The sequence below is a fragment of the Clostridium sp. AF17-21AC genome, from assembly GCF_003461365.1.
GTDB classification, from domain to species: Bacteria; Bacillota; Clostridia; order Lachnospirales; family Lachnospiraceae; genus Coprococcus; species Coprococcus ammoniilyticus.
Map to the genome: position 1 here is coordinate 24,326 of NZ_QTWY01000003.1, position 14,414 is coordinate 38,739.

A 14,414-nucleotide genomic window follows, 5' to 3' on the forward strand; every position below is an offset into this window, starting at 1 on the left:
CGTTTCAGGAATATATTGAACCCATACTCCCTTATCAGAGTCAGATCAACTGTCTGTTTTTTGCTTCCAGTACTGCACCAGCTTTATCTTTTACACCTAACTTTTTATACGCCTGTGCCATATGATATTTTACATTTGCTTCCGTCATATCGAGCTGCTCTGCAACCTGTATTCTGGAATATCCTTCTGCCAGAAGTTTAATGATACGGATACCGGTTTCATTTAACCGGACCTCAGCCTTTCCTGCTTTGAGATACCCCGGATACGACTTTGCAACATTCTCCGTTTCCTTCATTACCTGTCTGTAATACTGGCGGTGTGTTTTCACCAGTTCTGCATCCTCCTCTGCCTTACCCTCGTCATCCGGAAATGCCTGTAGCAATGGATATATAGCCGCTCCTTCTCTGGATATCACCCTTACAAAATGGTACTCTTCCGCTTCTGCAAGACCTTTCTGAAGAACCACTTTCCAGTCATCATTTCCCATCCGGTACAAAGTAACCGCCATCAACAGATTACATTCTATCCGGATATAAGTACGCTTCATGACATCTGCATAATATTGCAGCTTTACTAGCAGATTATATGCCTGATCATATTTTCCACGCTGGATATATACCCGCACCTTCGTTATATATAAGAAACGCTCATAGATCGAAAATTCCACATTTTCATCTGCCGTCTGTTCCATCCATCGGTTCACTTCTGACCACTCGCCCTTGTACAATGCACACCGGATCAGAAATGCCTGTATATTCGGAAGTAGCTTTTCTGCACCTTCCTTTTCTGCTTTTTCATAAAAGCTGCACAGAATCTCTTCCGCCTCCTGAACTTTTCCATTTATGATATGTAGCCATGCCAGGATTCCATCTGCTACAAAGCACTGCTCGATCTTGCCGCCTGCTTCTGCCTGCATCCGTCCTTTATTTGCAAGGACAGCAACCTCGTAATTGTCTTCGCCTTTTTCAAAAAAGCTCTCTGCCAATGCCAGATTGACCAACCCTTTGCCGTATTTGCCAAGGACAAATTCCACAAGCTTACCTATCTTGCCTGCCAGTTCGCGGTCTTTTTTGCTCCATTCACAGAAATCCTTGCCGCCGTTCATCATCGATGGCTGGTTGGATGTAACTGATAATTCTCCAAGCGTTGCCTGCCGGTCAAATACCAGCCGGTATGCCTGCTTCATAATATTGACCATATCCACAGAACCTCTGTGCGGCAATCCGATCTCCAGATACAGCAGATTATTTTTTGCGATTCTCCGGCTACTGCCCTGATGACTGTCTGCATATGCCTGCAGTTCCTGATACCACCGTTCACTTTCTTCCGGATTCAGCAATAGCGATTGCAGCATACTCATGCCACACATAAGCTCCGGACTTTTTTTCACGCTCTCTTCCGGCAGTGCGAGATAATATTGCTTCAATTCATAAAAATATGCGCTGTTTGGTGATTTTCTTGCATTGTCGATCAGGATAGAAAGCATCCGTTCTGTTGAACCTGCTTTCTCATACATTGTAAGTGCCTGCATTGGATCACCAGCTAACTGATAGAACAGTCCGGCATTTTCATATACATTTTTTATCTGTTCCTTTGTGTACTTTCTGTGCATCCTGCGCTGCATGGATAACCGCATATGATCTCGAAGCTTATAGATTTTTTCTCCGTTTGCTCCCATCTGTTCATCTAAGAAATTACCCATCCATCTTGCATGTTCGATCAGATTTTCTGCATCATTTGTTCCTGTGATCATCTCTGCCAGACGAACCGTAAATGTATCCACGATCGATATCTTCATCAAGAATTCCTGCATACGGATATCCCACTTGTCGTATACATGAAATTCCAGATAATTCCACATCTGCTCTGTTACTTTTCTGGAATATTCATCATACTCTGAATCAGTCAGTCCATTTGTATATCCCAGTTCATAATACATGGACATTGCCACGCACAATGCAAATGCCATACCTCCGGTTTCGCGTGACAGACGCTGCTTCTGGGCTTCTGTTAAAACCATCTGTGTCTGTTCCACATATTTTAATATAGCCTGCATGTCCATAATAAGCATGGTTTCATCTATGATATAGAAGCCTTCCCGAAACCGGATCGTGGTAAGCCACGGCGGAACCGGGCATCGTCCTGACAAGATCACCCAGACATCTTCCCTCACGATCAACCGGAAAATAGCATCCTGGATTGCATCATCTTCTTCCCAGATCAACTCATGCAGATCATCGATCACTATGATCTTCCGCACCGCTCCTTCCGGAATCTGAAGTTCCTCCAGTGTTATCGTTCCTGCATGAAGCATTTTGTATTTTCTCTTTCCAAGATAGCGAGTGATCAGGGTGCTTTTTCCTGTTCCACTGACTCCATATATGTACGCGGTTACATTCTCATCATCTGCTGTCTTTAATAACCGCCACGCTTTTTTCGGTTTGATATAACAGTCTTTTTCTATTAATCTTGTTCCGTTCATAACCGCTGTCCTTTCGTTTGTTCCTTCTTCTCCGTGAATATCTGCGATTTCTCCGTTCTTCGAACTCCCGAAATCGCCACAGGCATTCGCATTCCGGACTTTCGTCCTTCTTGCTCATGTCTGTTTGCCCGGCAAATAATTACACAGCTTCGCCTGCTAGCAGGCATGCTGTCATTCGCTTATTTCTTCTCCGTGAATAACTACGATTTCTCCGTTCTTCGAACTCCTGAAATCGCCACAGGCATTCGCATTCCGGACTTTCGTCCTTCTTGCTCATGTCTGTTTGCCCGGCAAATAATTACACAGCTTCGCCTGCTAGCAGGCATGCTGTCATTCGCTTATTTCTTCTCCGTGAATAACTACGATTTCTCCGTTCTTCGAACTCCTGAAATCGCCACAGGCATTCGCATTCCGGACTTTCGTCCTTCTTGCTCATGTCTGTTTGCCCGGCAAATAATTACACAGCTTCGCCTGCTAGCAGGCATGCTGTGTAATTGCTTGCCGGGGTTATTCACTCATTATATCACTTGTTTTGGTACACTGTACACTGGACAAACGGCTAGTGTTGCACGCTTTTTTATAATTTTTAATTCTTTCTAACAAAACACTTGCTTTTTTCAGGAGAAATATTTATACTAATACAGGTGTTGGGAACCATACATTTGAGTATGGATTTTCTTTCGGCGCGTGGCTCAGCTTGGTAGAGCGCTTCGTTCGGGACGAAGAGGTCGCAGGTTCAAATCCTGTCGCGCCGATTTTTTTGTGCTCTTTTTTACGCACAGTTATAAAACAATCCGTTTTTCCAAATCTTAAAAATGGAAGAACACATTACCCATTATTACGCAAGACGTTTGCACTCTATTCTAACGCAACGGTGCTAAGTTCCCCGCCTTTGGCGGCTCACTAAGAACCGGCGTTAGAAAAGGCTTGCTGCATAATAGTAATGTATCCTTCCATTTTTGTATTTCAACACAAGAAACGGATTGTTTTATAACCGCACATACAGGTAAGCGAATTTTTAACAACAGAAGCTGTTGCATCCACGGATGATAGTTCAACAGCATCTGACGCTTCTTCCGGTCAGTCTGGAGACCAGAACGCTCCATCCGATTCGAATGGTACTCCACCGAAAAAACCGGACGACGACAATGCACCGGAAGATTCCAATGGCACTCCTCCTGATAAGCCGGATGGTGACAACGCAGGTCAGCTCGGCAGTGGATTTGGCGGTTCAAGCGAAGTAACTCAGTGTAATAGCGCAAATACGATTGATTCCGCCGGAACCTACAGCAACGAATCTTATACCTCTACCGGCGATGATGAGAACGCTCTCCGGGTGGATGGTGCAACTGTTACGATCAAAAATGCAACCGTCACTTCTTCTGCCCAAAACGGAAACGGTGTTGAAGTAAATTTCTGAAACTATATACAGTACGCAAAGTATTTTTTGCTCAAATTATATACAGTGCGCAAAATAACCCGCTTCATAATTTAACCAGCTTGGAAGCGCTACATTTCTTCTAACAGTTCTTGTATCAATTTTTCGTCTATATTCTGCCGAATCAACATCCACAAAAGAAACAATGGTCTCACCTTCTTCAGCAAATGTTCCACTACTAATATCTAACTCTGTTATTCTGGATGGATCAGGAATATCCTCTTTATCATCCTCCATGGATATACATTTCAATTCAATAGCATCACGAGCCATATCAATGGCTTCGTTCATATCCCTTCCCTCTGTCAAAATATCGAAATCTGGAACTTCAACTAATATATTTTTTTCTGTCTTTGTAAAATAAACTGGATATACATTTCTCATCCTTATTGCCTCAAGTTGTCTAATTAAATCCGATCTTTTCACCCAGTATTATCCCTCCTTATAATATTATTTATACACAACAATTGTGTAATGTTAATATATTTTCGTTCGTTCAATTCTTCCATCCTCTATCCTGTACCGGATCGGACACCGCATCGCAACCTTTGGATCATGCGATACGATAATGATCGTTATCCCCTGTCTGTTTAGTTCCAACAATAAATCCATAAGACTATCGGTATTTTCAGAATCTAACGCTCCCGTTGGTTCATCTGCAATGATTATTTTTGCATCCATTGCCAATGCTCTGGCGATCGCAACCCGCTGTCTTTGTCCGCCCGATAACTGATTTGTCTTTTTTTGCTCTAACCCCGAAAGCCCAACAGCCGACAATATTTCCTTTGCTTTATTTTCAAATTTACGATTATATCGTCCTCCGATCACTTCGGGCAGACATACATTCCGCAGAACTGTATCGTTTCCAAGGAGTCCAAAATCCTGCATGATCATCCCTATCTTTTGATTGCGTATTCTGCATCTTTCTTTATCAGACATATCAGAAACCAGTTTCCCACAAAAACGATATTTCCCGGAACTCGGCGAATCAATTCCTGCAATAATATGCAGCAGAGTTGATTTCCCGGAACCGGAGGGTCCAGTAATGGCAACCATATCCCCCTCTTCTATTCTCAGATTAATATCCTTTAATGCGTGCGTCTCGGTTGCTTTTCCTGCATTATATATTTTTTCAATCTTTTCTAATTCGATCATATCAGTCACCACCCTTTAATAATTCGATCTCTGCCTGTTTTCCGGTTCGCCGGAATCCCATCCATATGCTCAATAGCAGAATGAACAAAAGCACACCTGCTGAAAATCCATAACTAAATATCCCTGTGTATCCGTAACTCTCCTGTATTTTTAATACCGTTTTTGTAAACCATGGATATAAAAGTGCCGCTATTCCAAATGACACAGCCAGCAAAATTGCACCGGATGAGAAAATAACCGCTATCATCTTCTTTCTTGTCATTCCTAATATATAAAATACTGCAAACTCATTTTTCTTCTGTGCGATCATAAGATACAGATACCCGCCATATCCAAATACTGCGATCAAGGTCAACAAAGCAAATGCAAGCACATACCATGCATTTTCTTTCAGCATATTCTTAAAAGCTCCTGCTGCTATCGTCCGATAAGTATTTAAAGTTCCATAATTTCTCATTTTGCTTTGCAAAGAGGTTGCCAGATTTTCTCCCGATATATGTTCATCCGGTTCTATCAGGAAATTAACATTTGTCAAACGAGCAAATAATTCATCCATAGCCTTGCCAAATACAATAAATCTGTATTCCGATAAATCTTTCGACGGAACTGCCATATCTCCCAGTTCCATGATATCTCCATAACTGAAAACCACAGGAACCGCACTGTCTTCCTGTAAGATACCTGCCACCTCACACGGTATTTTTATCGTATCATCAAAAGCAAGATTGATTTCTGTCTTTGTTCCAACCGGTAATTCCTCTGCCATAGAACTGCTGACCAATATCGGAACATATCCTTCCGATACATTTTTCAACGCCGCCGATTCCGTATTTAACCGGATAACATCTAACATTTCACTCGAATATAAAACCAGATTTGCACTGCTCATCTTCCCATCCGTCTGCATATAAGTACCATTTTCAAATGCACATCGATCCACTTTTTCAACATCGTCTGCCTCCAGCAGAAGTTTATAGATTTCCTGTGCCGCAGCTCTATTTCCTTTCATCTCTTGTTCATATATCAAATTATTTTTACTAAAATGCACCATAGAATCGAGGTCTGATACATATGCCGCCCTTAATTGTTTTTTCTCCATTAAATATGAATCAACCGGTTTTAATACAACAAACGACATTTCTAACATACATATTAATTGAACAAATAAAACAAACTCCCCCCATAACCTTTTTGTATATAAATACCTGCATATCCGAAGAAAATTCATACGATCTCCCCCTTTGTATATAAACGAACGACTTTTCCCATTGGTCTTAACGTACATAATATCGAAAATCCAAACATAACAGCTAATATATATCTCAGGCTGTCAGGCATTGGGAATGCATTTCCATAGACATATTGAAGTAATGGAAATGTAAGATATTGCAGAATAATCGCAATGATACTGCCAACGCCATAATATAAAAGCCAGTGTCCATAGATCAATAACATGCATCGTACTTTTGGCATCCCGCACAACCACAAAACGGTGATCTCTTTTTTATAAGTTGTGATCCACTCTGACATGAGTCTGATCACTGTTATCCCGGCGATCATACACAAAAGAAATGCCAGTATTTCATATTGCGTCCGTCCTTCTTCCAGCACATCATCGGAATTACTATCAGGTAAATATACCTGCGTCGAAGGAAACATATCCTGTATTTTTTCTGCATATTTCTGCAAATCCTCATAAGATGCATAATTGAATTGTGCCAGTATCTGTTCCGGTTGAAATTCTTCTTTATAGCATTTATATGGAATCAACATATATTGCATTTCCTCACCGGCTTCTTCCCCTAAAATGTCGATCTGCGACTGTGATGATCTGGCTGAAGCAAAGGACCATGGAACGATCCAGCCCATACCGATTACTTCATATGTATGCTCTCCTGCCTCAAAACTTCCGCTTCCGGCTATTGCATTTTTCATATTATCAGATACAAAACCAACATATTCACCTGCTGCCTGTTCCTCTTTGTTAAAAAAATTTCCTGAAGTGATCGGAAACCAATTGTTTCCTTTTGTTCCATCCCAGCCTACCAATATTTTTTTACTTTCCAACCTTGTGAAATATAATACATTTACCATCCCTTTTTTTGAGATGCTGTTCAGATATGCAGACATCTCATCCATATTTATACCGTTTTTCTCGTCTATATCTATCGTCAGAGATGCTTCCGTATTGCTGCAGGTAGCCAACTGATACTGTCCAACTGCCAACCCCAGCATGATACTGATGCAATATACACATATGACAACGCCTGACAATAACAACCCGGATATGACAGGATTCATGCTTATGTGTTTCTTTAATACATGTCCGAATATCATAGATATGCCCTCCTTCCTAAATAACCATGCAAGTAAATGATTTTGCAGCCACCTCTCACCCCGTACACCTGAAAGATCATCCCTTGCAAGTAAATGATTTTTCATCATCATACCATCCACATTCCCCTGTTCAAGGCACGCCGGCGCAAACAACATCCTGCCGGATGCAAACAACATACGGAAATGAAATTATAGTCTTCACAGCAAAGGCTGGTATGTTACAATAAATATTGTAGAAGTGTAGATTTATCGAAAATGAACACAAACGATATGGGAATGCGAGGGGATATTTTTGAGTGACTATATTGTAGAATTTATTATAAATATCTGGGTATCATTTCTTTTTCTGATACTTGCAAATGGAAAATTAAACCGACGAAACTTGAAATATTCTTATCTGTTACAGATCCTGTCGGTTCTCGTATTGGCAGAATGTGCCTTATTACTGGATGTCATGCAGGCTCCCGTTATCATCAAATCCCTGACTATACTATTGGTCTTACATTACCTGTATACCTGTATATTCTTTACGTTCCAGATCAGCAATCTGTTCTGGGTCGTTATATTCTGCATAGTAGAACTTGCTTCCAAATTCACAGCGACCATATTCCCTGTAGAATGGCTGCACACAGATGCCGATAGGATGCTGACGGATCATGCAGTACAAAGCTCGGTTACGATCCTGTATCTTCTGACCCTTACGGTATTGACATCCATTCTGCTCTGTTTCTCATCCAGAGCCTTCAAGCTCTCACGAACAGAAAAAATAACCTTCGTTCTGTTGTCAGTCTTATGCATCGTGATTGAAAATCTTATCGTTGCCGGTCAGGTAAATATCCATACCGGAAGCCCGGAAACCTATGCAGATCTTCTGTCTGCCATCTGTTTCCTGATCTTGATCTTATTTGTCTCCCTGACAATATACCTGTACCATCTCGGCATAGAACGTGAGAAAAATATCCAGTTGTCCAGACAACAGCTCCTATCAGAAATGGAGCGTAAGCAATACGACCAGATCATCAGCTCCATATCAGAGCTTCGCTATCTGAAGCATGACATCAGCAATCATCTGGACACCCTTCACGCCCTGATGGTAAATCATGCATATCCGGAAGCAGAGGCATTTATCCGGGACCTGACCGCAACCGTAAATAACAACCACTACATTCTTGCGAGTGGCAACTCCACGGTAGACAGCATCCTCACAAATAAACTGATCCAATGTAAATCTGCACAGATTCAGGTTGAATACTCGGTATTTCTGCCGGACAGCATTCCGCTATCGGATATTGAATTATGTTCCTTACTTGGTAATTTATTTGACAATGCCATCGAAGCATGTGAACAGCTTCCGGAAACAGAACAACGCTCGATTGATTTTTCGATGAAACCATTTCAGAATATGCTTTCCATCGTCATAAGCAACCGGACAAATGGAAATTACAGAATAGATAAGAAGAATCATTTTCTATCAACGAAAACCATAAAGGATACACCCGAACATGGATTAGGGCTGTCGAGAATCCAAAGCATTATAAATGATCATAACGGTATCTTAGATATTCAACCAACAACAGATACCTTTATGATCCGGATATTATTGCCACTTAAATGAAAGGATGAACTAATCGGATGAATATAAATATCGCTGTACTGGAAGACATTCCAAAACATTATAAACAATTAGCGGAAGTTATACATAACTGGGCTGAGAAAAAGGAATATGCTGTTTCTGTCAAATGGTTTCACGATGAAACTTCTATTTTAGGATCAGCATTTATGAAAGATTGTAATTTGCTGTTTTCCGATATTGAACTGAAAAATGCCGACACGAATATACCTGCCGATGATCACATCAAAAATGGAATCGATATCTGTACACAATTAAGGAAAAACGGATATCAAGGAGATATTATTTTTCTTACAGCCTTCCGCGAATATGTCTTTGACGGATATCAGGCACAGGCGATCAACTATTTATTAAAACCTGTTTCACCTGAAGCGATCGAACGTTGCCTGGATCAGTATATTTCACTGCATTCTTCAGACTACTATTGCCTGCATAAGGACAATAATATCATACGGATTCCATTCAACGATATCATTTCCATAAGCAGGCTGGGGCATGACTGCTGTATCACAACAGCTTCCGGCTTATACACAGAACGAACCTCGCTGAAAAACATGGAACAGCATCTGCCCGAACCATTTATACGGTGTCACAAATCCTGCATTGTCAATATAAATCATGTCACTTCCTTATCCGGCTCCACGATCTATCTTGCAAATAAACAGACCCAGACGGTCGGAAGAAATTATCTGGATGACATACGAAAAGCATTGCTGCGAATCGCACAATAAAACAGCACCCTATAAGCATGATACCTTTCAAGCAGTCAATGAAAATAACCAATGTCTGCTCAAAAACGTATCACTGCCCACAGAGTGCCTGAAATAATACATCTTCTACTGATTCTTCACATTCTCCACAAATCTCAGGATCTTCTCCCGGTCTTTGCCGATTCCGGTGTCGTTCTCCACACCGGAGCTGGTGTCTGCACCATCCACATGAGTTGCGGCAAATGCCTCTGCCACATTGTCAGGATTTAAACCTCCGGCAAGAAGGGCAAACTTCTCATCATGTGGAATATCGGAAAGTACAGACCAGTCAAAGATCTTCCCACTGCCCGGTGTCTGTGCATCAAAGATATATCCTTTTACTATATCAGCCTGATGATATTTCTCATAGGAAGACAGATCATGTACATTAAATGCTTTGATAACAGGAATATGGATCTCCTGCAGCAGTTCCTGGCTGATATCCCCATGAATCTGGATCATCTGGATTCCGGCAGCTTCGATCTCCCGGATCTGATCGAGCGTCGGTTCTACCGTTACCGCTACGGATGTGACCGCAGGGTTCAGTTTTTTTATAAGGGAAGATGCTTTTTCTACTGTGATATTCCGCTTGCTTTTCGGAAAGAACATCACCATTCCCATAAAATCCACGCCGGCTTCATTTACATATTCAACTTCCTGTTCTTCTGTGATTCCACAGATTTTTACCAGACTCATAGTTTCTCCATTCTGTCATTTATATGTACGACCTCTTTATCATAGTGGTAGAACAATACTTCTATATAAGAATCGATTATTTACACAGTTCATCTGCCAGTGCATCGATCTGTGCAAGGCTTGCGTCATTTAATGCCGCCTTGATCTGAACTGTTGTATCAGTAAATGTCAGATTCTTGCTGTTTTCAAACATACCCTTCATAACCTTTGCAGCCATTGGAGCCCATGCGCCATTCTCGATCAGACCGATCGTGCGGTTCTGGAAATTACGCTCTGTCAGGTGATTGATGAACTCTCTCATAAATGGGAAAATGTCACCGTTATAGGTCGTTGTTGCAAGCACCAGTTTGCCATAACGGAACGCATCCTCTACTGCCTCTGCCATATCACAACGGGCAAGATCATTGACTGCTACCTTTGGGCATCCCTTCTCGGTCAGCTTCTTTGCAAGAAGCTCTGCTGCTTCTTTTGTATGTCCATAAACAGATGTGTAAGCGATCACTACGCCATCCGTTTCCACTCCATACGATGACCATGTATCATATAAACCGATGTAGTATCCGAGATTCTCTGTCAGAACCGGTCCATGAAGCGGACAGATGATCTGGATATCCAGTCCTGCTGCCTTCTTCAACAATGCCTGAACCTGTGCACCGAACTTTCCTACGATTCCGATGTAGTAACGGCGAGCCTCACATGCCCAGTCCTCCTCTACATCCAAGGCTCCGAATTTGCCGAAGCCGTCCGCGGAGAATAATACCTTATCTGTGCTGTCATAGGTCACCATAACCTCCGGCCAGTGTACCATCGGAGCCATGACAAATGTCAGCTCATGCTTTCCAAGTGATAAGGTATCTCCCTCTTTCACCATCATTCTTCTATCAGCATAATCTTTTCCAAAGAAGTTCTTCATCATGTTAAATGCTGCCGCTGTTGCAACAACTGTTGCTGTCGGATATTTCTCCATGAAATTTGCAAGATTCGCCGAATGATCCGGCTCCATATGCTGAACTACGATGTAATCCGGTGTCCGGCCTGCAAGCTCCGTTTCCAGCTTTGCAAACCATTCATCTGTAAAATTCTGATCCACCGTATCCATAACGGCAATCTCCTCATCCATGATCACATAAGAATTATATGCCATGCCATTTGGCACAATATACTGTCCCTCAAACAGATCGATCTCATGGTCATTCACACCGATGTACTTAATATCATTTGTAACTGTCATTCTTTTCTTCCTCCTGTCATTTCATTTATATATTTTCTGCCTGCAATCACTCTATACACCTGCAGTTTTCTTATAACATATGGTATCAACACAGAACCCGATACAATATGTTCTTTGCATTTTTATCTTATCCGCTTTAATCCACAGACTTCAAGGACTCCGCCATATTGATCCGCTCCAGTCTCACCGACATGAACAGGTTGACACAGCCATTAAAAGCAAACGTCAGGATAATGCTGTACACATAACTAAGCGGTGAAATGTAAGTGTCAAATGAAACCATATCCACACGAATCTGATCCATAACAAAGCTATGCAGAAATACTCCGAGCACCAGACCGACCGCTATTCCGATTGCCGTCAGCACCCAGTTTTCACGGAACACATAAGATGAGGTTTCATTTCTGAAAAATCCAAGCACCTTTACGGTTGCAATCTCCCGGATTCGTTCTGTAATATTGATATTTGTCAGGTTATACAGCACGATAAATGCCAGTGCTGCCGCCGACAGGATAACGACCAGAACGATATAGTCCAGACTCTTCATCATATTGCTGATACGTTCGCGCATATCTCCATTCACGACTACTGCAGAAACTACATTTCCTTTCATAAGATCGGCAGCCACTTCATGTGCATCCATATCAGGCTTCAGATTGAAATAGACGGAATGATATACCGGAGCTTCTCCCATCTGATCCATGTATGTTTCCGGCGACAGATATACATAATTATATACATAATTTTCAAAGATGCCGGAAATCTTTGCCTTGATCTCTTTCATATCACTGTTCCGGATCGTAATGGTATCTCCAACGGACAGATCATACCGGGTTGCCAGAGCACTGTTGATAATCGCCTCATCCTTGCCCGGATAAGCGACCTTCTCATTCTTACTGTTGTGAAAATCCATGTATTTGTCCGAATGCTCCGGTTCCTTCATAATAACCAGATTAATGCTCTTAATGCCATCGGACTCTATCAGATCCCAGCTTGTCTCACCAACAAAATCATAGTCCTGCATATATTTGTCTAATTTATCATACAGATCACCGGCTGCCGCTGATTCCGAACCCGTCTGCGTTGCTTCCTGCTGATCCTTCTGATTTTCCTCAGAAGCTGCATTCGTTTTCTTCACATCATCAACACTCTCTGCAAGGGTCATCGTTCCGTCTGAGATCTGGATCTCATCATACTGACGATCTGCAAAGCCGGCGATCGAATCATTGATACCAAATCCGGTCAGAAGCAGGGCTGTGCATCCGCTGATTCCTATTACCATCATAAAGAAACGCTTCTTATACCGGAAGATATTTCGAACCGATACCTTATGCAGGAATTTTAACCGTTTCCATACAAATGATATTTTCTCAAGAAATACACGTTTGCCCGCCTTCGGTGCCTTCGGCCGCATCAGACCTGCCGCAGTCTCCGACAGCTCATACCGGCAGGTAAACCATGTCGTTCCTACCGAACATGCCAGAGATACCAGCATAGCAATTCCTGCCAGCTTCCAGTCTACAATATATTTTAAGCTAATATTCAGATACATCATATGATATGCTTTCCAGATTACCCGTGGGAATGCATACGTTCCAGCAAAAAAGCCTCCTATACATCCGATAACTGCTGCCAGCCCTGAATAGATCATATATTTGCTCATGATCGTATGCTCACTGTATCCAAGTGCCTTTAGCATTCCGATCATTGTTCGCTGTTCCTCGACCATACGATTCATCGTCGTCATACAGACAAGCACAGCAACCAATACAAAGAACACCGGAAATACCTTTGCTACACCATCCACGATATCGGAATCACTCTCAAAACAGACATAACCGACATTCGTCTCCCTGCCAAGAATATAATAACTGACATCCGGTGCGTCATCTATGGTTACGCCGGCAACCATATCTTCGGTAAGCCCGGTCTGCATCAAAAGCGCCTGATATCGTTTCGTAACACGCTCATGACAGATAGCATCCCATTCATCCTTTTTCTCGTCCATATAGGTATCGTACGCATCATTGTATAACGCATAGTCCTGATCAAACCTGACATAGACGTCAGTGTAGCATTCACAGTCGAATGCTTCCGGCTTCATATATACAAATCCACTTAATTTACCGGTCCCGAGAGTAGTCGTTCCACGTTCAAAATTAATATAAAGGGAGGACTGTACGGTTCCGGTAACCGTAAATTCCCTATAGCGGAGCTTTGTCTCAGTGGCATCACCATTCGTATCTGCCACGGTAATGACATCACCGATTCTCACATCTGTCAGCTTGTCATCCACTACGCATTCATCATCCTCTTCCGGCAGTCTGCCATCCACCAAGCGGATGTCATTCACATGCTCCGGCAATGACAGGGTTTTGAGTGCACGTTCATTATCACCCATACCATCATAAAGCACATCAAATGAATAGCTGCCCTCTGCATACCGGACATCATCCTCACCCGCAAATGCTTCCACATCCTCATCTGTATAGCCAAGAGTAGACACCAGATGCAGATCATAGAATTCCGAATCACTGAGGAAATCCGTAATCGTCTTCACCATAGCCGGCTTGGTCATCTTCAGGCCTGAAAAGAAACCAACACCTAACGCTATGATTGCGAGAATCGCTGCAAACCGTCCAAAACTGTTTTTAATTTCTCGAAATGTCGTACGACGCATCATTGATTTCATAAGA

At 42.2% G+C, this 14,414-nt stretch carries 11 protein-coding genes and 1 tRNA gene; 4 read left to right on the forward strand and 8 right to left on the reverse strand.

The genetic code is table 11. The features are described from left to right. Positions 1-40 precede the first annotated feature (40 nt). On the reverse strand, positions 41-2,482 hold the full coding sequence (locus DWW85_RS05285) for a LuxR C-terminal-related transcriptional regulator (protein WP_117807803.1): 2,442 nt from the start codon (positions 2,480-2,482) through the stop codon (positions 41-43). Positions 2,483-3,163: 681 nt separating this feature from the next. On the opposite strand from DWW85_RS05285, the gene DWW85_RS05290 reads away from it, so the two are divergent. Together DWW85_RS05290 and DWW85_RS12625 are read left to right on the forward strand one after the other, a co-directional pair. Then, positions 3,164-3,237, forward strand: a tRNA-Pro gene (locus DWW85_RS05290). A 291-nt stretch (positions 3,238-3,528) separates the two neighbouring features. Beyond that, positions 3,529-3,726: a hypothetical protein gene (locus DWW85_RS12625; protein ID WP_147340896.1), complete on the forward strand. Its 198-nt coding sequence runs from the start codon at positions 3,529-3,531 to the stop codon at positions 3,724-3,726. Positions 3,727-3,938: 212 nt separating this feature from the next. On the opposite strand, the gene DWW85_RS05300 is transcribed toward DWW85_RS12625, so the two are convergent. From DWW85_RS05300 to DWW85_RS05315, 4 genes are all read right to left on the reverse strand, one after another. Then, a complete protein-coding gene (locus tag DWW85_RS05300) occupies positions 3,939-4,346 on the reverse strand; it encodes a type II toxin-antitoxin system HicB family antitoxin (protein WP_242996048.1) in 408 nt (135 codons plus the stop codon). A 51-nt stretch (positions 4,347-4,397) separates the two neighbouring features. Then, positions 4,398-5,075: an ABC transporter ATP-binding protein gene (locus DWW85_RS05305; protein ID WP_117807809.1), complete on the reverse strand. Its 678-nt coding sequence runs from the start codon at positions 5,073-5,075 to the stop codon at positions 4,398-4,400. 1 nt (position 5,076) lies between these two features. Next, positions 5,077-6,174, reverse strand: coding sequence for an ABC transporter permease (locus DWW85_RS05310; protein WP_181986505.1), 1,098 nt, complete (start codon positions 6,172-6,174; stop codon positions 5,077-5,079). A gap of 125 nt (positions 6,175-6,299) precedes the next feature. Further along, positions 6,300-7,412, reverse strand: coding sequence for an FtsX-like permease family protein (locus tag DWW85_RS05315; RefSeq protein ID WP_181986506.1), 1,113 nt, complete (start codon positions 7,410-7,412; stop codon positions 6,300-6,302). 292 nt (positions 7,413-7,704) lie between these two features. Here DWW85_RS05315 and DWW85_RS05320 point away from each other — a divergent pair, with 292 nt between their 5' ends. After that, positions 7,705-9,027 (forward strand): ATP-binding protein, encoded by a 1,323-nt coding sequence (locus DWW85_RS05320; protein ID WP_117807815.1) that lies wholly within the window; start codon positions 7,705-7,707, stop codon positions 9,025-9,027. Between the two features lie 17 nt (positions 9,028-9,044). Then, entirely contained in the window at positions 9,045-9,773 is a 729-nt protein-coding gene (locus DWW85_RS05325) for a LytTR family DNA-binding domain-containing protein (RefSeq protein ID WP_117807817.1), read from the forward strand. Between the two features lie 105 nt (positions 9,774-9,878). On the opposite strand, the gene DWW85_RS05330 is transcribed toward DWW85_RS05325, so the two are convergent. From DWW85_RS05330 to DWW85_RS05340, 3 genes are all read right to left on the reverse strand, one after another. Next, complete coding sequence (locus DWW85_RS05330) at positions 9,879-10,487, reverse strand: phosphoribosylanthranilate isomerase (RefSeq protein ID WP_117807819.1); 609 nt, start codon at positions 10,485-10,487, stop codon at positions 9,879-9,881. Positions 10,488-10,563: 76 nt separating this feature from the next. Further along, positions 10,564-11,718, reverse strand: coding sequence for an FprA family A-type flavoprotein (locus tag DWW85_RS05335; RefSeq protein ID WP_117807821.1), 1,155 nt, complete (start codon positions 11,716-11,718; stop codon positions 10,564-10,566). Between the two features lie 136 nt (positions 11,719-11,854). Beyond that, positions 11,855-14,410 (reverse strand): ABC transporter permease, encoded by a 2,556-nt coding sequence (locus DWW85_RS05340; RefSeq protein ID WP_181986507.1) that lies wholly within the window; start codon positions 14,408-14,410, stop codon positions 11,855-11,857. Between the last annotated feature and the right edge of the window lie 4 nt (positions 14,411-14,414).

Coding starts and splice junctions, on each gene's coding strand:
- DWW85_RS05285 (WP_117807803.1), bottom strand. CDS start 2,482: ATGAACGGAACAAGATTAATAGAAAAAGACTGTTATATCAAACCGAAA.
- DWW85_RS12625 (WP_147340896.1), top strand. CDS start 3,529: ATGATAGTTCAACAGCATCTGACGCTTCTTCCGGTCAGTCTGGAGACC.
- DWW85_RS05305 (WP_117807809.1), bottom strand. CDS start 5,075: ATGATCGAATTAGAAAAGATTGAAAAAATATATAATGCAGGAAAAGCA.
- DWW85_RS05310 (WP_181986505.1), bottom strand. CDS start 6,174: ATGGAGAAAAAACAATTAAGGGCGGCATATGTATCAGACCTCGATTCT.
- DWW85_RS05315 (WP_181986506.1), bottom strand. CDS start 7,412: ATGATATTCGGACATGTATTAAAGAAACACATAAGCATGAATCCTGTC.
- DWW85_RS05325 (WP_117807817.1), top strand. CDS start 9,045: ATGAATATAAATATCGCTGTACTGGAAGACATTCCAAAACATTATAAA.
- DWW85_RS05330 (WP_117807819.1), bottom strand. CDS start 10,487: ATGAGTCTGGTAAAAATCTGTGGAATCACAGAAGAACAGGAAGTTGAA.
- DWW85_RS05335 (WP_117807821.1), bottom strand. CDS start 11,718: ATGACAGTTACAAATGATATTAAGTACATCGGTGTGAATGACCATGAG.
- DWW85_RS05340 (WP_181986507.1), bottom strand. CDS start 14,410: ATGAAATCAATGATGCGTCGTACGACATTTCGAGAAATTAAAAACAGT.